The following is a 19,685-nucleotide window of genomic DNA, read 5'->3' as shown; positions in this document are numbered from 1 at the left end:
ACCCCCTAAAGTTTTAAGCTTAAACAACCTTACATTCATTTTCAAAAGATTTAAATTTTTGCCCCTCAATTAATAGTTTTAAGAAGTATTGACCACGAAGGCGTTATTCGTAAAGAATAATGCCGGTGGTCTTTATGAAATTGGATTGCCTGCTCTGCCTAATTCAGTTATAGTTCCCATGAATCAATACATTTTACCGGTTCCTAACTGCAGGAGTCGTTTGGTTTCTGCATCAGATTAATTTGCCACTAACGAAAGAGTAAAAACAAAAATTTTAAAACAATTTTTAAATAAGACTTTATATGAAAAAATTATACACCTTTTTATTAGCCTGGTTATCGGTTTTTTTATTCCGGATACAGGCACAGGCTCCTAATTTGCCAGTCAAAGTAAATTTAGCGACATCATTAAGCGGTTCTAAGGCATTTAGCAATAGTGCAACTTCAGATGTTATATCATTTCCATTATCCAATCAGACAGAATTTACATTGGAAGTAAAAGCAAAAATCAATGCAGCACAGGGCAGAGGATTGGATGTGGAAGTTAAAAACACAGCCGGACTTGGATTCAGGACCTCTTTAGACAAAACAACTTTTAATAATACAACAGCTTTATCATTAATAGATAACTTAAGCACTTCAGTTGATAATGCCCAGGAACAGACTTACAGATATGCTGTGAAAAATGGTGTTGCAAATATTTATCAGGATGGTCATTACCTGGCTTCAAAACCATTGGATTTTGTACTTGATAATTCAGCAGCACCTATTGTCTACGGACCTGATAACCTGCTCGGAAGATGGGCCGGAGTTACAGGCAATAATTCAGGAAAACCTAATGATTACGGCTGGGCGAATACTGTGGCAAGTATTCCGTGGAATACAGCCAATTCCACTAGTGGCGTCCGATATCTGGACGTGACTTCCGGACATACATTCGAATCGGACAATACGGCTTATAACGGAAGAATCATGTACATTCGCTGGGATAACAGCGCTTACTCAACTTCAACTTACAGTTATCCTGTAAAATTAGAAAAAGACCTGAAATATGAGTTTTCATGGATTTATGAATATATATCCAATTCGGCTCCGGGAACTAATATTAATGTTGCGATAGCAACAGCTGCCAACGGAACAGGAGTTTTAGCATCTAAAACATTTACAACCGGAAATGCCAATAAATTAAGAAAAGGAAATTTTTCTTTTATCTCAAATGCTGATGGTATCTATTATGTGACAATTACTGCAGGATCCGGACTTATGGCAATTGGAGATTTAAAACTTAAATCTTCAAATTTAATTAATGTTTGGGATGGTTTTGTTAATGATAATTTAGGGACACCAGCCGCTTATGGCTGGACAAATTCTGCTTCTTCCGCAATTTTTAATGCAGCAAACTCAGCAAGTGGTGTACGGTATATGGATGTGACTTCGGGACATACCCTTGAATCGGATGGTTCGAATTATTCCGGAAGATTACTGTATGTCAGATGGGATTCCGGCATGGAGAATTCCGTTTATTCATTTCCGGTACAATTGGAAGCTTCCAAAGATTATCAGTTTTCCTGGCTATACGATTATATTTCAAATTTAGCTCCCGGATCTCAAATGAATGTATCTGTTTCAACAGCAATCAATGGCGGAGGGACAGTTCTTGCGACTAAAAGTTTTACAACAGGCGATGTTAATAAACTAAGAAAAGGAGATTTGTCTTTTCAATCTCAGGCTGGCGGTACTTATTACATTAACATAACCGGTGATAATGCGCTTTTTGGAATAGGAGATTTAAAAGTTCAGACACAACAAATGGCCAATATTGTGATTGGTAAAAATTATGCCACGGGCGCCGTTGATATGGTCGTTAGTTCGGTAACTTTTGAAAATACAGCTTATGCGCCTGAAAAAGTTGTCAGTCCTTCAGCCGAAACTGTGGAAATTACAAGCAATCTGAATGTTGGAGCTTATGCAAAATCAAAAGTGGTTTTAAATGCGGCGGCATCTTTATATTTAAAAAATGCCTACAATCCGTTAATTAATTCAACAGTAAATCTAAATTCGGCAAATGCACGATTGTATTTTGAAAACGTTAAGCCTAGTGAAGTTATTAATTCATATCTAAAATTTGTATCGATTAACGGCGTCCTTGCTGGTAATGGCGTTAATGCAAATGTTTCCAATTATGCAGGAGGTGCCGTAGTAGCTCCTTATTCTGTAGATGAAAAACCATTAGAAGTTTTTACTGCCGAAAATTTTGGAGGAACTTCCCGGCAATATGCAACGGTTACACCATTTGATAATTTAGATACATTTGATAATACTATCAAATCATTTAAATTGAAAAAAGGCTATATGGCAACCTTCGCTACCAATGCAGATGGTTCCGGCTACAGCAGGGTTTTTATAGCAGAAAATCAGGATTTGGAAGTTGCCATTTTACCTGTTAATTTAAACGGAACCATTTCGTTTATCAGAACAATGAAGTGGCACGAAGTCAACAAGAAAGGTCTTGCGGGCGGAAGTACAGAAGCTATGAATGCTACGAATATTACGTGGTATTACAACTGGAACACCGGAATGGATACGACACCAAATATTGAATATGTACCCATAAGGCAAACTAATTTCTGGCCATCATTTACTCCGGCCTATACAAAAGAAGGTTATACGCACCTTTTAGGATTTAATGAACCGGACAGACCCGATCAGTCCAATATGACGGTTGAAGCGGCTATAACTTCCTGGCCTGCATTGATGAAATCCGGTTTACGATTGGGCTCTCCGGCAACATCAGATCCTTTCAATCCGTGGATGGGCAATTTTATGACTCAGGCAGAGGCTAATAATTACCGAATTGATTATGTAGCGATTCACTGTTACTGGTATAAGACTGCGGCCCAATGGAAAAGTGATCTTCAAAATGTATATGACCGATACAAAAGGCCTCTTTGGATTACAGAATGGAATGTAGGCGCAAACTGGACAGGCAATAATTTTCCTGACGGACCTACTGTACTTACTGATGCAAATGCTATTAAACACAAAAATGATCTGGCAGCAATATTAACTGTTTTGGAAACTACAGATTATGTAGAACGTTATTCCATATACAATTGGGTACAGGATGCAAGGGCAATGTATGTTACTATAGACGATGCCTTTAAAACGAGAAATCCAAACTGGCAAAATTACGTGTGGCTTCAAACCGCGCCAGTGATTTCAAGTACAGCTACAAGTTATGTGGTTTTAACCCCGGCAGGAGAATATTATGCCAATAATGCTTCGGCAAAAGCTTTCAGTTCAAATAGAGAATTCATTCCAACCTGGAAAACAAAAGTTGAAACACTGAGTTATGAATTGTCATCAGATTATCAAAATATTACCATAAACTGGACAGGTACCAATCAGGATTTAGTAAATAAATATATTGTTGAAAGAAAGTTAACCGGCGAAAATGATTTTTCGGTTTTCTATGAATCAACAGATTATAAGGTTATTAAAAAGGCTGATCAGGTTCATTCAAGAGCAGAATACCGAATCAAAGTCGTCGGTAAAGACAATGTAGAGTCAGCATATTCGGCGATATTAGTATTTGAGCAAGCTCCAATTGCAGCTACACCAACAAATATTGAAGGAAAAGCATTATCGAGATCAATAATCAATTTGAAATGGTCAGCGATTGCAGGAGCAGAATCTTACACAATTAAAAGATCGGCAACTGTGGATGGCACGTATGAAAATGTTGCTGTATATCTTAAAGAGACCACTTTTGATGATATCAATTTAGAAGAGAATACAAACTATTTTTATAAACTGGCATCAGTAAATACGGGAGGAGAAAGTCAGTATTCTTCACCTTTACAGGTCAAAACATTGTCGTTTGCAATTCCGCCCGCCGTTACAAATGCTAATTTGGCATACGGTGACACAAAGGTAAATCTTGATTGGGATTTTATGTATGACGCTAATTTTTATGTAAAAAGATCCAACTCACCATCAGGGCCTTTTACCGTTATAGCAACCGTTACGACAAATGAATATCAGGACGCAGCTGTGGTAAACGGAAATCCTTACTACTATAAAATTTCAGCTTTTAATGCGTTGGGAGAAGGTCCTGATTCCGGTATTTTAAGTGCAACACCAGCACAAGGGCAAAAGATTACGGGTACTATAATTGGTCATCAGGGATCGTACCAAAATAGTGGCTTGACAATCGAAAAGGCTTTTGATGGAGATGTTAGCACTTTCGTGGATGGTCCAACAGCCATAGGCTATCTGGGTTACGATTTTGGACCTGATAAAAAAGCCCGTTTAACAGACATCAGATATGTTCCCCGAAGCGGTTTTGGTGCACGCGTAAACGGAAGTGAGATTCGAGGTTCGAATAACGAGGATTATCTCAATTCTTATGACGTTTTACATGTAATCACGCAGACGCCGCCCAACGATATTTTTACAACGGACAGCGGTTTGGCAACCCAAAAATACAGATACATATATTGGTATACGCCTAATGGTAATGGAAATATAGCTGAACTTGAATTTTACGGCAGTATTGATACTACCTTATCTACAAGTAAATCACTGGCAGAATTTATTGAGAATATAACGGCTTTTCCAAATCCTACATCGGGGCAGTTGGATATTAATTTTACGACGAATCAGGATTTGCAAAAAATTGCAATTTATACTGTAGAGGGTAAATTAATTTCTGAATCGGATTATAAAGTTGAAAATGGTAAAATTCATTTGAATCTGGAGAGTAACACAGCAGGATTGTATTTTGTAAAACTTCAGTCTTATCCTGATAAAATAATCCGAATTATTAAAAAATAGATTTATCAGACAGAAAGAAAGTTAGTTTTTATAGTGTTTAGTTTTGTAGTAATTATGAGGGATCTCACAATCCCTCATTTTTTTTGAGAATATAATTTTATTCTTATTTGGAATTAATAAAAATAGTATATTTTTGCCAAAAATTAACAATCCAAATAATGAAGACCAAATTATCTTTAAGCTTATTCTTTAGTTTAATAAGCACTTATATGTTTTCGCAAACAGCAGGCGTTTCGGGTAGTGTGAAAACTGCAAATATTGATTCCCCTGAATTAATAAATATTAAAATCAAAGGAAGTTCAATATCTACTACAACTGACAATAGTGGAGCATATGAAATCAAAAACTTACATGCCGGAAATATAATTCTTATCCTTTCTGCCACTGGTTATGAAACCCAGGAAACAGCTGTTCAACTAAAGGATAACGAAATTACGGTTGTACCTGAAATTGTCCTGATTGAAAAGACAAATCAGCTCCAGTCAGTTGAAGTTACAGGGCGAAAAAAATCATCCTATAAAAATGACAATACATTTTCGGCAACCAAGCTGGAAATGAGGGTTATTGATGTCCCTCAAAGCATATCATTTGTAACAAAAGAGCTGATTCAGGATCAGCAGGCACTACGTTTAAAAGATGTCGGTAAAAACGTGGCAGGGGTAAATGAATTTAGTACTTATGACGATATAACTATCAGAGGTTTTAGAAATAACGACAGCAATGGAAGATTAATAAACGGACTTCGTGGTGTAAATAACTTTTGGACCAGTCCTTTGTTGGTTAATATTGAAAGAGTCGAATATATAAAAGGACCGGCATCGGCTGTTTTTGCCAACTCAAGCCCGGGAGGAACTATCAATATGATTACCAAAAAACCATTAGATGAAACCAGGCAGGCAATTCAGTTTACAACGGGAAGTTTTAATACATTTAGGACTTCTGCAGATTTTACCGGTGCTGTAAATGAAGACAAAACACTTTTATACCGATTAAATTTAGGATATGAAAATGCTGATACCTATCGAGATCAGATCAGTAATAAATCAATTGTGATTGCTCCATCTATTTCTTTTATACCAAAAGAAGGCACTCGTTTTAATGCTGATTTGGTTTACACGAATCTGGACACCAAACTTGACAGAGGAAGAACTATTGTACAAGGTACTACAGATCTTTTTGCAACTCCTATTAGTTTTAACATTGCCCAGCCTAATGATTATTTGAAAAGCAAAACATTAGCATTGACTTTATCTTTTAGCCAGGCAATAAATAAATATTTGACATTTAACGCTTCTTATTTGAAAGTAAGATATGACGAAGAATTAAATGAGCACGGTTTTAATGGATATATCACACCAACCTTGATTGCGATGTATTTTAATGATCGAAAGACAGTCCAGCATGGAAATAACCTGTCAACTTATTTCTCTTCCAAATTTAAAACGGGAAGTCTGGAACATCAGGCAGTTGCGGGATATGATTATATCAGCGGAGAAATTAACCAGTATCAAAGAGATGCAGAGAATGAAACGGGGAATGTAAGCAACTTTGATTTATCTAATCCGACTTATTTTATCCGTCCTGTTGAGAAATATAATTTTAATGATCCTACGAATGAGATTAGTAAATATTATACAAACGGCTTTTATGTTCAGGATTTAATTAAGTATAAAAAAATTCAGTTATTATTAAGTCTGAGACAAGAATTTTATACTTTTCCCGAAAACGCTTCAGCCGGTATTACTGAAGGGAAAAAATCAGAAAAAGCATTATTGCCAAAAGTCGGGCTTACTTACAGTATTACAGATAATATAAATGCTTACGGGACATATGCTACAGGTTTTGAGGCACAGGATGCTTCAATTGTGGGCAATGCAAATATAGGCGGTCCTTTTGACCCGATGACCAGTAATTTATATGAAATAGGTTCAAAAGGGGAGTTCTTTAACAAAAGACTTTTTATCGGTACAGCTATATATCAGATTACGAGAAATAATATACTGGTAAGTGCCAATGACGCAGCAAATCCGGATTTATTAGAACAAAGAGGACAGGAACGTGCCAGAGGTTTTGAATTTGAAGCAACAGGCCGAATCGATAATAACTGGAGCATTAATTTAAGCTATGCTTATAACAATGCGATAATTACTAAGTCTGCAAAAGATGACACGGATAATAATGCAGGCAGAACCAAAGAAAATGCACCGAAAAATATTAGCGGAAGCTGGATAAAATACAATTTTACTGAAGGAAAAATTAAAGGATTTGGCCTTGCAGTGGGACACAGCCAGGTTTCAAAAAGAGAGACTTTTGTGCGAACACTGCAGCTTCCTTCATATGTTGTTTTTAATACTGCGGCCTATTATAAAGTAGACCGTTTTACAATTGGAATTAATTTCAACAACATTTTTGATAAAAAATATTTAACAGGAGGTTATAACTATCAGCGAAATTTTACAGGAGCCCCAAGCAATTTCCTTGTTAATGTTGGTTATACGTTCTAAATTTTATCTTAACGAAATGAGAAAACTGTTTAATAAAATACATTTATGGCTCGGGCTTTCGTCCGGGCTTGTTGTATTTATAAGCATGCTTGCTGCCAGTATTTTTGTCTGGGATCAGGAATTATCATCATGGTACCATAAAGACAAGTATTTTGTGCCAGAGGTTAAAAGCATTGTTTTACCATTAGATTCCCTGACTAATATTGTAAAACAAAAATATCCTCTTGCTGACTATGTAGAAATTGACAGCAATCCCAAAAAGAGTTACGTTTTTACAAGCTATAAAGAAAGCACTAAAAAGCATTGGACAGCGGCTTCTGATTACGAAAATTATAGCCGTATTTATATTGACCAATATACGGGCAAAGAATTAGGTGAGGTAGATTTAAGGTATGATTGGATATTTAATTTGAGAATACTGCATCAAAATCTGCTGATAACTTATGACGTCGGTCATTATATCGTAGGAATTTCAACTTTAATTATTTTTATTCTGATCCTTACTGGCATTTATTTATGGTGGCCCAAAAATAAAGCGGCACTGAAACAAAGAGTATGGTTCCGATGGAAAGACACCACAAAATGGAAACGTAAAAACTATGATTTTCACAATATTGGGGGGATTTATACTTTTTTGTTTATTTTGATTTTTGCAGCTACGGGATTAGTATGGACATTTGACTGGTGGACAAACGGAATTTATAAACTTTTGGGAAATGATCCTGAAAAAGTATGGAATAAAGCTCCTAAAATCAGAGATAACAGTAATAAAACAGTAGCAAACCCACTGCAATACATCGTTTCGGATACAAAAAAGAAAGTTCCGCACTGGTCTTCTATTGGTTTATCACTGCCGGAAAAGCCCGGTGGAATTTCAGTTCCCGTCGCATCTTTTGTAAGGCATAAAGGTAATTCAGGCTGGGATGAATCTGACAGTTATACTTACAATAGCAGGTCAGCTGAAAATTATTTTACAGTTACACACAAAGATAAAACACTGGGAGCAAAATGGAGAAACAGTAATTACGCCATTCATACGGGCAGTATTTATGGTTTGCCAACCAAAATTTTAGCAACGCTGGTTTCTTTATTTTGTGCTTTTCTCCCTGTCAGCGGTTTTCTGATTTGGTGGGGACGGAATAAAAAAAAGAAACGTAACTGATCTCCTATTTTTTAAGTAGTGAAAAAATAGAATTTATGATTCGGATTTTTTATCACCCACAACAATTACAAACCTCCAAAGTCATTTGATTTTGGAGTTTTTTTTTAAACTGTCTTGTCTTAACAGGAAAGCGGATGCCGGATCAAAATAGGATCGTGGCATACTGTGAGTGCTTAATTATAAAATAAATATTTATGTAGGGTATTACTGTGACAAAAGACACAGAGACTATGCTGTGGATAGCTTACTTTCGTTTTCATAAGTAATACTCGTATAGAAAATAGCTGCAGTCATTATATCTTTTATAGAAGTTAGCTACTCTTTGGGATGAATTTGTAATAATTTATTGCGCAGAAATTTTATAGTATTATTATTTTATGAATAATGAAAACAAAATATATTAATTAATCTATCATCCATGACATTCGGGAGTGAGTCTGAATAAAGAGGATTTTAAGCATCATATATTAAGAGATCAATTGTTGTTACGTTATTCAAAATGATTTTTTTGGATATTTAACTTAATTTATTACCATGAGAGTAATTTCTAAATTATTAGTTGCAAATAGAGGAGAGATTGCACTACGTATTTTCCGCGCTGCTGCGGAACTCAAAATTAAAACTGTTGCAGTCTATACTTATGAAGACAGGTATTCACTGCATAGGTACAAAGCCGATGAGGCATATCAGATAGGAAAAAATACAGAACCCTTGAAACCGTATCTTGACATTGACGAAATTATTAAAGTAGCCAAAGAAGAAGAAGTCGATGCCATTCATCCCGGTTATGGTTTTTTATCCGAAAATGTCCAGTTTGCGGCTAAATGTATTGAAAACGGTATTCTATGGATTGGACCGGATCCCAAAATTATGGAACAGTTAGGCGATAAAGTAGCTGCGAAAAAAATTGCACTATCTGCCGGCGTGCCTTTGATAGAAGACAGCAGAATAGATCTTTCTTCGGCAACTGTTGCGAAGCAGGAAGCTGATAGAATAGGTTATCCTTTAATGCTAAAAGCTGCTGCAGGCGGCGGTGGCCGTGGTATGCGTGTGGTAAGAAGAGCCAGTGAATTGGAGGCATTATTCAATGATGCTAAAAGAGAAGCAAAAACGGCTTTTGGCGATGATACCTTATTTTTAGAAAAATTCATTGATAACCCTAAACATATTGAAGTACAGTTGTTAGGGGATAAGCACGGAAATATTGTTCATTTATTCGAAAGAGACTGTAGTGTTCAGAGAAGATTTCAAAAAGTTGTGGAAATAGCTCCTGCACCTAACCTAAGACAGGAAACCAAGGATAAATTATACGGTTATGCTATTAGTATTGCAGAAAAAGTAAAATATAATAATGCAGGCACAGTCGAATTTTTGGTTGATGCAGACGAAAATATATATTTTATTGAGGTAAATCCCCGTATTCAGGTTGAACATACCGTTACAGAAGAAATAACCGGAATTGATATTGTCAGAAGTCAGATTCTTATTGCCTGTGGTCATAAGTTGTCCAGTCCCGGCATACATATTCTTGATCAGGGAAGTTTAAAATGCAGTGGTTTTGCAATTCAATGCAGAATCACCACAGAAGATCCTGCGAATGACTTTACCCCTGACTATGGGACAATTATAGCTTACAGAAATGCAGGCGGTTATGGAATCAGGGTTGATGAAGGAAGTTCCTATTCGGGCGTTAAGATTTCTCCTTTTTTTGATTCCATGTTAGTGAAGATTACTTCCAGAGGAAGAACATTGGAAGGAGCAAGCCAGCGGCTTTTAAGAGCGCTTAAAGAATTTACCATTGAAGGCGTTAAAACCAATATTCCTTTTCTGGAAAACTTAATTATTCATCCTGATTTTCAGAACGGAAGCATTACAGTTAATTTTATAGGAGAGAATTCTTCTTTGATGAACATTAAAACAAAATCTGATGATGTAACTGAAAAATTATCTTTTATAGGTAATACAATTGTAAATGGAAATCCGGACGTCAAATTTATTTTGCCTGAGAAAAAATTCCTGACACCAAAATTACCGGTACCTTCAAATGCATTCCATGCTGATGGAACCAAGCAGTTGCTGGATCAGTTGAAACCCAAAGCATTTTCAAAGTGGATTAAGGATCAAAATCAAATATTATTCACAGATTGTACTATGCGGGATGCACATCAGTCTTTATTGGCAACAAGAGTCCGAACAATTGATATGATACCTTTCGCATCGACATTTACAAAAGATTTTCCTCAAATGTTCTCTATGGAAGTATGGGGAGGAGCAACTTTTGATGTTGCTATGCGATTTTTACATGAATGCCCCTGGGATCGTTTGGAACAAATGCGTAAAGCAATGCCTAATGTACTGCTTCAAATGTTAATCAGGGGATCCAATGGTGTAGGGTATACTGCTTATCCTGATAATTTAGTTGAAAAATTCATTGAGATTTCTGCTCAGAAAGGGATAGATGTTTTTAGGATTTTTGATTCGTTAAATAGTATAGCGAATATGAAAACCAGTATTAATGCGGTACTCCAAAATACAAATTCTATGGCTGAGGTTTCCATGGGATATTCCGGCGATATTCTTAACCCTGAACGCCCGAAGTATAATCTCAACTATTACCTGGATTTAGCAAAGAGAATAGAAGATACCGGTGCTCATATTTTATGCATTAAAGATATGGCAGGATTATTAAAGCCTTATGCCGCTGAATTATTAATAACCGAATTAAAGAAGTCTATTGAAATTCCAATTCATTTACATACTCATGACACAGCCGGTATTCAGTCTGCGACTTATCTCAAAGCTGTAGAGGCAGGAGTTGATATCATTGATGTCGCATTGGCTTCTATGTCAGGGCTTACATCACAGCCAAATTTTAACGTCTTTCTGGAAGCACTAAAAGGAACCCGAAGCGATTTGGGCTTTGATATTGAAAAGCTAAATCAGTACAGCAATTATTGGGAAGATGTCAGAGAGTACTACTATCCTTTTGAATCGGATTTGAAATCAAATACAGCTGAAGTTTACAAACATGAAATTCCCGGCGGACAATATTCAAACCTTAAGACTCAGGCATATTCGCTGGGTCTGGAGACCAGAATGACAGATATTAAACAAGCATATCAGGATGCGAATAGTCTCCTTGGAGATATAATAAAGGTAACACCGTCTTCTAAAGTGGTGGGAGATTTAGCGATGTTTATGGTTAGCAGTAATCTAAGTAAACAAGATGTGTTCGATAAAGGAAATTCCTTGTCTTTTCCGGATTCTGTAAAAGGAATGCTCAAAGGAGAACTGGGTCAGCCTGATGATGGATGGCCGGCAGATTTTCAAAAAATGGTATTAAAGCAGGATAAACCTTTTTTAGATCTGCCCAATGCACATTTAGCCCCTATTGAATTTGATAAAGAGTTTGAAGCTTTTCAGGAAAAATTTTCTTCACACTGCACACTGGCTGATTTTTTATCATATAAATTTTATCCAAAAGTTTTTGAAGACTATTTCATGACAAAGGAAAAATATGGAGATGTTAGTGTTATTCCCTCTCCGGCATTTTTCTATGGACTAAAACCCAATGAAGAAATAATTATTAATATTTCTAAGGGAAAATCCATTATCGTAAAATTTTTATACAAGTCCGAACCAGATTTGAAGGGAATAAGAACTGTTTATTTTAAGCTGAACGGACAGACGAAAGCTATTGAAATAAAAGATAAATCGATAAAAAGCGGGGTTGCCCAAAATCGAAAAGCAGTGACAGATCTTGAAGTTGGCGCACCTCTCCCTGGATTACTGAGCAGAATATGGGTAAAAGAAGGAGATATAATTAAGCACGATCAGCCTTTATTTACTATTGAAGCGATGAAAATGGAAAACACCGTACAGGGATGTGCAGGAGTTATTAAAAAAATTCACCTTGTTGAAAATAGCCTCGTAGAAAAAGGGGATTTGTTAATAGAATACGATGTGCTGCATTAAAGCATACAAATGCTTTTAAGGTGTTTCAATCATGAGAATAATCTCTTATGATCTGTTAATTAAGTTTGATTTTAAAGATTTTACGGAATAACTGGCACGTTTTTGTAAAGTTTTGGATTGTTTTTGATACGCATTTCTGAACTACATTACGCTAAATTTGAAAGTAAAATTTTACATTTTTTATTTATGTGCTTATGTATTATTGTTTTAAAAACTTTTTTTGACTAAATTTATTCCAGTTGAATAAGATAATTTATGAAGTTAAAAAAGCTGGTAAAAAGTAATCTAAAACAGCAAACCTTAGACTTTTTTTGGTCTCATAGTATTAAAAATTCTTTCATGTTAAGACTATATTTTTTTTTATTGTTTTTTCTTTTAAGTCATATCGTTAGCGCTCAGAATGATATTGTTATTAAAGGAACTGTCATTGATGTTAAGACACAATTGCCCGTAGAGCTTGCAACAGTTTATTTTACTACTGCCAAAGACTCTGTTATTGCATATGCAACAACAGATAAAAATGGTTTTTTTAGCATAAATACCAGAAAATACAATAAACCGGTTATTTTGAAAATAAGTTATCTGGGATATCAGCCTTTTTATGAGAAGGAAAAAGGATTTCATGCAAGTAAGGATTATGGGAAGTTATATTTGCTGGAAAAAGCAAATGCCCTGGAAAACGTGGTTATAAAAAGTGAGGCTGCACCAATTAGAATAAAGAAAGACACACTGGAGTTTAATGCTTCCTCTTATAAAGTACGCCCGGACTCGAATATCGAAACTTTATTAAAACAATTACCCGGCTTTAACATTGATAATGATGGCAAAGTTACTGTAAACGGAAAAAAAGTGACTCAGTTTCTGGTAAACGGAAAAACTTTTTTTGATAAGGATGGCGCTATCGCCATAAAAAATTTGCCTGCAGATATTATAAAAAAGGTTCAAGTATCTGATTTTAAAACCAAAAAAGAAGAATTGTCCGGGCAGGAATCGACTTCGGATCATTCGAGCATTAACTTAACTATAGACGAGAATAAAAATAAAGGTTTCTTTGGAAAGATACTTGGAGGTTATGGTTCGGATGATCGGTATGAAAGCAGTCTTATGATGAATCTTTTTAATAATAAACGAAAGATAAGCGTTTTGGCTTCTTCGAATAATATTAATTCTACCGGATTCTCTATGGATGATGTGTTTGGTGCTATGGGAGGGGGAAGAAATAATAATGACAAAAACGCAGCTTCCAATCCTGTAAGCAGGAATGGAATCACACAGTCTAACCTGGCAGGATTTAATTATTCGGATGAATGGTTCAAAGATCTGGAAGCCGGGACGAATTATAATTTTTCGAATACAGTCAATAAAAACAAAAACAGATCGGATCAAACCAGTTTTTTGCCTGCAGGAAGTATCCGAACGAGCTCGGACTCGAAGACGAGAGATGAAAATACCGGGAATAAAGCAAATCTTGAATTAGGATATAAAATCAATCCGACTGCACAATTTTTTATTTCGTCTCAATTCGATCAGTCCCGTAACCATAATAATTCTGATTTTTCCAGTTTTTCTGAGGATGAAAACGGACAATCCTTAAACGAAAGTAATTCAAAATCGTATACAGAAACTACAAATACTAGTTTTAGTAACAGTATCAATTTTAATAAAACTTTTGAGAAAAAATCCCGTAATCTAAGCTTGATTTTTTCTACTACCAACTCCGGGAGCAACTCGGATGCATTAAATCTTTCGGAAACTATTTTTTATCACGACAGCAAACCTAATGATGAGAGAAATCAGAATACAAAAAAGGATACTAAGAATGATGCTTACTCATTAAATTTTGAATATACTGAGCCTCTGACAGATTCGTTGAGAATAAGACTTGGGTCAGAATTTAATTTGGCAGATATTAAAGACGATGAAAAAACATTCAATTTTGATCCGGCCACGCAATCTTATTCGGATTTAAATTTGTCATTGACCAATTATATAACTTCCAGGCAAAATACGATTAGTCCTAAAGCAGGAATTACATGGGAAAACAATAAATTTACCATAAACATAAATTCCGGAATGGCTATCACTAATTATGATAATCATTCTTTGTATTTAGATAAAGTAACCAATTTGAATAAGAAATACGCTTTACCCTATAGTGATTTTCTTATAAGATATAAGTTTAACCAGTCGAAAGATTTAATGCTTAATTTCAATCATTTCAATGTTCTTCCTGTTTCGAGTCAGCTGCTGCCGGTCCGGAATCTGAGCAATCCTTTGAATACCATAACTGGAAATCCGGATCTGAATCCTGTTGAAACAAGCAGTGTTAATTTAAATTTCAGGAATTTTGATATCCCTAAACGCTCCGGTTACATTGTATATGCTAATGCTAATTACTATAACAATAATGTGATCCCAATTTCAGACTATGATGACAGCGGAAAAAGCACCACTACTTATGCAAACATTTCAGGAACTTATACAACTTCTGGTGGGGTATACTGGTATCGCTCTATAAAAAAGGGTGCTCATGCTTTAGTTTATAGTGTAGCACTAAATGGGAGTTATTCTTTCGATAAAGGATATACAAATACTGTTTTGTATGATGCAAAATCAACAGCAATTACCCCTCAGATAAATTTAGCATACAATTATGGCGAGCTGCTTACTGTTTCTCCATCATACAGTTTGTCTTATAACCAAACCAATTACGAGAATTATTCTACAAATGCTAGTTCTAACGTAATTCATAAAATTGATTTAGAAACAACGTCCTATTGGCCGGAAAATTTGGTTTTCGGGAATGATTTTGGCTATACGTATAACTCTGCTCTTTCAAGTGATTTTAAGAAAGGTTTTTATTTGTGGAATACTAGTTTGGCCTATGGATTCCTGAATAAAAAATTGTTTTTAAAAGTAAAAGTTTATGATGTTTTAAACCAAAATCAAAGCGCTGTAAGAACAATTTCTTCGACATCAATCCGCGATGAAGAAAACACGGTTCTAAAAAGATATGTGATGTTTTCTTTATCTTATAAAATTGGAAATTTTGCATCCGATAAAAAAGAATCCAGACGAAAAGCAGAAGAAAATTAATTAGACTTGATGCTTAATTCAAATATTTGCTTTTTTTTGGTCTTTAACATCAAAATTCCACTATAATTATATTATGCTTAAAATTTTGGTACTTAGCCTGTTGGTGCATTCATGAAATTTTTGTTTAACACATTTCGACTCCGCTCAGTGAAGGCTGGAGTAACATTACCGTGCTTCTTCAAGATTTAATTGCATTTTAGACATTTTGGTTCCGTATTTTTAAAATTACCGAAATTTATTTTCTTATTTACACCTTTCTTATTTTTTGTTCAATAATCTGCTCACCTGATATTGTGGTTTTTGCAATTGCAGCCTGTTTTTTTATTCTATATGATTAATCAGGGTGTTTATTTAAAAATGGCTTGTTTTTGTAAGTTTTTGCCTCGTTTTTAAGATTGAATTTTGATTATGATCAAAGTAACTTTGTAAGTGTATTGATCGATTTATTAATTATTTAATGTAATTCCTACTAAACATGAAATTATTTAAGAACCTCAACATGAGATTATTTAAAAACCCCAAAGAGACATTTTTAGATGTAGTATGCCTGCTGTATATATTCTTATTAGTTTATGCAGCAATGAACAAAGGGCTTGATTTTGAAAACTTTAAAGTTCAACTGGGGCAATCTCCTTTATTAAGTGCTTTTGCAGATTGGGTCTCCTGGATGGTCCTGATTATAGAATTTCTTATTGCCCTATTCCTTTTTTTTCGCAGAACACGCTTAATGGCACTGTATGCCGGATTTGCCTTAATGACAATGTTCTCAGTCTATATTTTTGTTATTTTGAATTATGGCTCATTTATCCCCTGTTCCTGTGGGGGTGTATTAGAGAAAATGAGTTGGAAGCAACACCTGGTTTTTAATATTGTTTTTGTATTATTAGCAGGATCAGCACTCTGGCTGAATCATCCGCGGGATAATTCCGGCAGAAAAAAAATGGTATCGTATCCTGTTCAGCTCTTATTGACTGTTTTAGGTAGCAGTGCAGTAGTTGTCCTTTTATTTCTTTACTCAGAAAATATCATGCACTATGAAAATCCTTTTATCAGACGATATCCTCAGCATCCGGCACAGTATAAAAGGGAAATAGATTTAAAGTACAATTCATACTATTTTGCAGGAAAATCTGCAGGGCGGATATATCTTGCAAATTATACGGCTCCATTGATGCTAAAATCGGTGGATAAGAATCTGGATGTAAAAGTTGAAAAAATTATTTTTAACCCGGGGAAGAAAATTCCTTTTCAGAGTACTAAAATTTCAGTAAGGGAATCTTATTTTTATTTGAAGGATGGTAAAGTACCGACTATTTTCAGAGGAAACACGAGAGACTGGAAACTCAATCATCAGATGCAGGGAGTTCCCTATTTTACGCTGGCAGAGCCTATGGACAGCAGCAGCATCACATTTAGATCCAATACCAAAAATATGGCTAACATACTCGGAGTCTATAATGAGAATAAGAAACCTCAGATAAAATTTAAAAATGCGCTTCTTCAGAAGCAGATAGACGGCTTTTTTGATACAGATGGCATGCTCTTATACGATGAGGAACTCCAAAGACAGCTGTACTTGTATTTCTATCGCAATCAATACATCATTGCTGATAAGGATGGAGAGTTAATCCATCGTGGTCATACTATCGATACGATTTCGAAGGCACAAATTAAAGTTGCTTATTTGACAAAGGACAAACAGAATGAGCGAACAATGAAAGCACCGCCACTTACGGTCAATGCACATGCTGCTATTTATCGGAATCTTCTTTTTATAAATTCCAGGATAAAAGGAAAATTTGAAGATGACACGTTATGGGAACAGGCCTCTATAATTGATGTTTATGATATTAATAAAAATGCTTATCTCATGAGTTTGGCAATCTATAACATCGGAGATGAAAAACTTAAAGATTTCGTAGTCGCTGGGGAGAATTTATATGCATTAATTGGAAACAAGCTTGCAGTTTATAAGTTCAGGAAAATCTTAGCTAATGAAATAAAAAATGGAAGTTTTGATGTAAAAAACTAACATTTCAAAAATATACCGGCCGGTATCAGGTAAAAGATCGAATACCTGTAGGAAAAATAGATCAAAGTTTAATCTAAAATTTAATATTATGAAAACGTTATTTTTTAAAAATGTAATGCCGGTTGCCACAGCTGTTTTGGCAATTGCAGGGGCCTTTGCCACTACTTCCATGCAAAGCGCATCAAGCGCTTATCAACTAAAATTTGGCTACATATTGGAGGCTGATTCAACATGTGACGTTCCAGTAGCATGTAGTACTATCCCAAATGTAGTTTGTAGATTTTCGTATCCGTTAGGTGATGCGGCTTACGAGAAAAACCCTGTTAATGGGAGCTGTGTAAGAGTCTTGTATCGTCCTTAATTAATGGATTAATAGCAGCGCAATGCTGTTCCATACTATATGGAACGGCATTGCTGGCTAAGCAGTCTTACCTAATTTAATCGGCCTGCTTTCAAAAATGCCGGGATTCTTTTGTTTATCTTTTTGATCGTATTTGTGCTGGATTGTATCCAAAAGCAAAACTCCGGTTAAAACCGCCATATAAAACGGGAGAATGGTCAGGAAATAGGCAATGCCTGTAATTGGCAGGCAGGCCAAAGTTTAACCTGAAATTCAATAAAGTTTAACCTAAAATTTAATATTATGAAAACGTTATTTTTTAAAAATGTAATGCCGGTTGCCACAGCTGTTTTGGCAATTGCAGGGGCCTTTGCCACTACTTCCATGCAAAGCGCATCAAGCGCTTATCAACTAAAATTTGGCTACATATTGGAGGCTGATTCAACATGTGACATTCCAGTAGCATGTAGTACTATCCCAAATGTAGTTTGTAGATTTTCGTATCCGCTAGGTGATGCGGCTTACGAGAAAAACCCTGTTAATGGGAGCTGTGTAAGAGTCTTGTATCGTCCTTAATTAATGGATTAATAGCAGCGCAATGCTGTTCCATACTATATGGAACGGCATTGCTGGCTAAGCAGTCTTACCTAATTTAATCGGCCTGCTTTCAAAAATGCCGGGATTCTTTTGTTTATCTTTTTGATCGTATTTGTGCTGGATTGTATCCAAAAACAAAACTCCGGTTAAAACCGCCATATAAAACGGGAGAATGGTCAGGAAATAGGCAATGCCTGTAATTGGCAGGCAGGCCAAAGTTTAACCTGAAATTCAATAAAGTTTAACCTAAAATTTAATATTATGAAAACGTTATTTTTTAAAAATGTAATGCCGGTTGCCACAGCTGTTTTGGCAATTGCAGGGGCCTTTGCCACTACTTCCATGCAAAGTGCATCAAGCGCTTATCAACTAAAAATTGGCTACATATTGGAGGCTGATTCAACATGTGATATTGCCGTGGCATGTAGTACTATTCCATCATCTCAAGTTTGTAGATGGTCGTATCCGCTAGGTGATCCGGCCTTCGAGAAAAACCCTATTACGGGGAATTGTGTAAGGGTTCTGTATCGTCCTTAATTAACGGATTAATAGCAACAGCAATGCCGTTACATATTATATGTAACGGCATTGCTGGCTAAGCAGTCTTACCTAATTTAATCAGCCTGCTTTCAAAAATGCCGGGATTCTTTTGTTTATCTTTTTGATCGTATTTGTGCTGGATTGTATCCAAAAGCAAAACTCCGGTTAAAACCGCCATATAAAACGGGAGAATGGTCAGGAAATAGGCAATGCCTGTAATTGGCAGGCAGGCCAAAGTTTAACCTGAAATTCAATAAAGTTTAACCTAAAATTTAATATTATGAAAACGTTATTTTTTAAAAATGTAATGCCGGTTGCCACAGCTGTTCTGGCCATTGCAGGGGCCTTTGCCACTACTTCCATGCAAAGTGCATCAAGCGCTTATCAACTAAAAATTGGCTACATATTGGAGGCTGATTCAACATGTGATATTGCCGTGGCATGTAGTACTATTCCATCATCTCAAGTTTGTAGATGGTCGTATCCGCTAGGTGATCCGGCCTTCGAGAAAAACCCTATTACGGGGAATTGTGTAAGGGTTCTGTATCGTCCTTAATTAACGGATTAATAGCAACAGCAATGCCGTTACATATAATATGTAACG

13 protein-coding genes are annotated in these 19,685 nt (G+C 35.7%); 10 read left to right on the top strand and 3 right to left on the bottom strand.

The genetic code is table 11. The features are described from left to right. Positions 1-302 precede the first annotated feature (302 nt). From ACEN92_RS05725 to ACEN92_RS05695, 7 genes are all read left to right on the top strand, one after another. Positions 303-4,835 carry a glycosyl hydrolase gene (locus ACEN92_RS05725; protein ID WP_495641409.1) on the top strand — a complete coding sequence of 1,511 codons (4,533 nt, stop codon included), beginning with the start codon at positions 303-305 and terminating at the stop codon, positions 4,833-4,835. 158 nt (positions 4,836-4,993) lie between these two features. Continuing rightward, positions 4,994-7,339 carry a TonB-dependent siderophore receptor gene (locus ACEN92_RS05720; protein WP_495641408.1) on the top strand — a complete coding sequence of 782 codons (2,346 nt, stop codon included), beginning with the start codon at positions 4,994-4,996 and terminating at the stop codon, positions 7,337-7,339. A gap of 16 nt (positions 7,340-7,355) precedes the next feature. Continuing rightward, positions 7,356-8,501, top strand: coding sequence for a PepSY-associated TM helix domain-containing protein (locus ACEN92_RS05715; RefSeq protein ID WP_495641407.1), 1,146 nt, complete (start codon positions 7,356-7,358; stop codon positions 8,499-8,501). Between the two features lie 534 nt (positions 8,502-9,035). Continuing rightward, positions 9,036-12,476: a pyruvate carboxylase gene (locus ACEN92_RS05710; RefSeq protein ID WP_495641406.1), complete on the top strand. Its 3,441-nt coding sequence runs from the start codon at positions 9,036-9,038 to the stop codon at positions 12,474-12,476. Positions 12,477-12,815: 339 nt separating this feature from the next. Further along, positions 12,816-15,572 carry an outer membrane beta-barrel protein gene (locus tag ACEN92_RS05705; protein WP_495641405.1) on the top strand — a complete coding sequence of 919 codons (2,757 nt, stop codon included), beginning with the start codon at positions 12,816-12,818 and terminating at the stop codon, positions 15,570-15,572. A 499-nt stretch (positions 15,573-16,071) separates the two neighbouring features. Next, complete coding sequence (locus ACEN92_RS05700) at positions 16,072-17,604, top strand: MauE/DoxX family redox-associated membrane protein (RefSeq protein WP_495641404.1); 1,533 nt, start codon at positions 16,072-16,074, stop codon at positions 17,602-17,604. An 88-nt stretch (positions 17,605-17,692) separates the two neighbouring features. After that, positions 17,693-17,965, top strand: a complete 273-nt coding sequence (locus ACEN92_RS05695; RefSeq protein WP_495641403.1) for a DUF6520 family protein — start codon at positions 17,693-17,695, stop codon at positions 17,963-17,965. Positions 17,966-18,022: 57 nt separating this feature from the next. On the opposite strand, the gene ACEN92_RS05690 is transcribed toward ACEN92_RS05695, so the two are convergent. Further along, the gene (locus tag ACEN92_RS05690) at positions 18,023-18,202 is read right to left on the bottom strand and encodes a hypothetical protein (protein ID WP_495641402.1); all 180 of its coding nucleotides are present in this window, start codon (positions 18,200-18,202) and stop codon (positions 18,023-18,025) included. A 45-nt stretch (positions 18,203-18,247) separates the two neighbouring features. Here ACEN92_RS05690 and ACEN92_RS05685 point away from each other — a divergent pair, with 45 nt between their 5' ends. Then, positions 18,248-18,520, top strand: a complete 273-nt coding sequence (locus ACEN92_RS05685) for a DUF6520 family protein (RefSeq protein WP_495641401.1) — start codon at positions 18,248-18,250, stop codon at positions 18,518-18,520. A gap of 57 nt (positions 18,521-18,577) precedes the next feature. Here the strand turns inward: ACEN92_RS05685 and ACEN92_RS05680 are convergent, their stop codons facing one another. Continuing rightward, positions 18,578-18,757 carry a hypothetical protein gene (locus tag ACEN92_RS05680; RefSeq protein ID WP_495641400.1) on the bottom strand — a complete coding sequence of 60 codons (180 nt, stop codon included), beginning with the start codon at positions 18,755-18,757 and terminating at the stop codon, positions 18,578-18,580. A 45-nt stretch (positions 18,758-18,802) separates the two neighbouring features. On the opposite strand from ACEN92_RS05680, the gene ACEN92_RS05675 reads away from it, so the two are divergent. After that, on the top strand, positions 18,803-19,078 hold the full coding sequence (locus ACEN92_RS05675) for a DUF6520 family protein (RefSeq protein WP_495641398.1): 276 nt from the start codon (positions 18,803-18,805) through the stop codon (positions 19,076-19,078). A 58-nt stretch (positions 19,079-19,136) separates the two neighbouring features. Here ACEN92_RS05675 and ACEN92_RS05670 read toward each other — a convergent pair whose 3' ends face one another. Further along, positions 19,137-19,316 carry a hypothetical protein gene (locus tag ACEN92_RS05670; protein ID WP_495641399.1) on the bottom strand — a complete coding sequence of 60 codons (180 nt, stop codon included), beginning with the start codon at positions 19,314-19,316 and terminating at the stop codon, positions 19,137-19,139. A 45-nt stretch (positions 19,317-19,361) separates the two neighbouring features. Between ACEN92_RS05670 and ACEN92_RS05665 the strand changes: the two genes are divergently transcribed. Further along, positions 19,362-19,637, top strand: a complete 276-nt coding sequence (locus tag ACEN92_RS05665; RefSeq protein ID WP_495641398.1) for a DUF6520 family protein — start codon at positions 19,362-19,364, stop codon at positions 19,635-19,637. The last annotated feature ends 48 nt before the right edge of the window (positions 19,638-19,685 follow it).

Source organism: Flavobacterium sp. Flavsp81 (assembly GCF_059491325.1).
The sequence above is the reverse complement of the archived record's forward strand: the minus strand, read 5'-3'. Positions and strand labels throughout refer to the sequence as shown.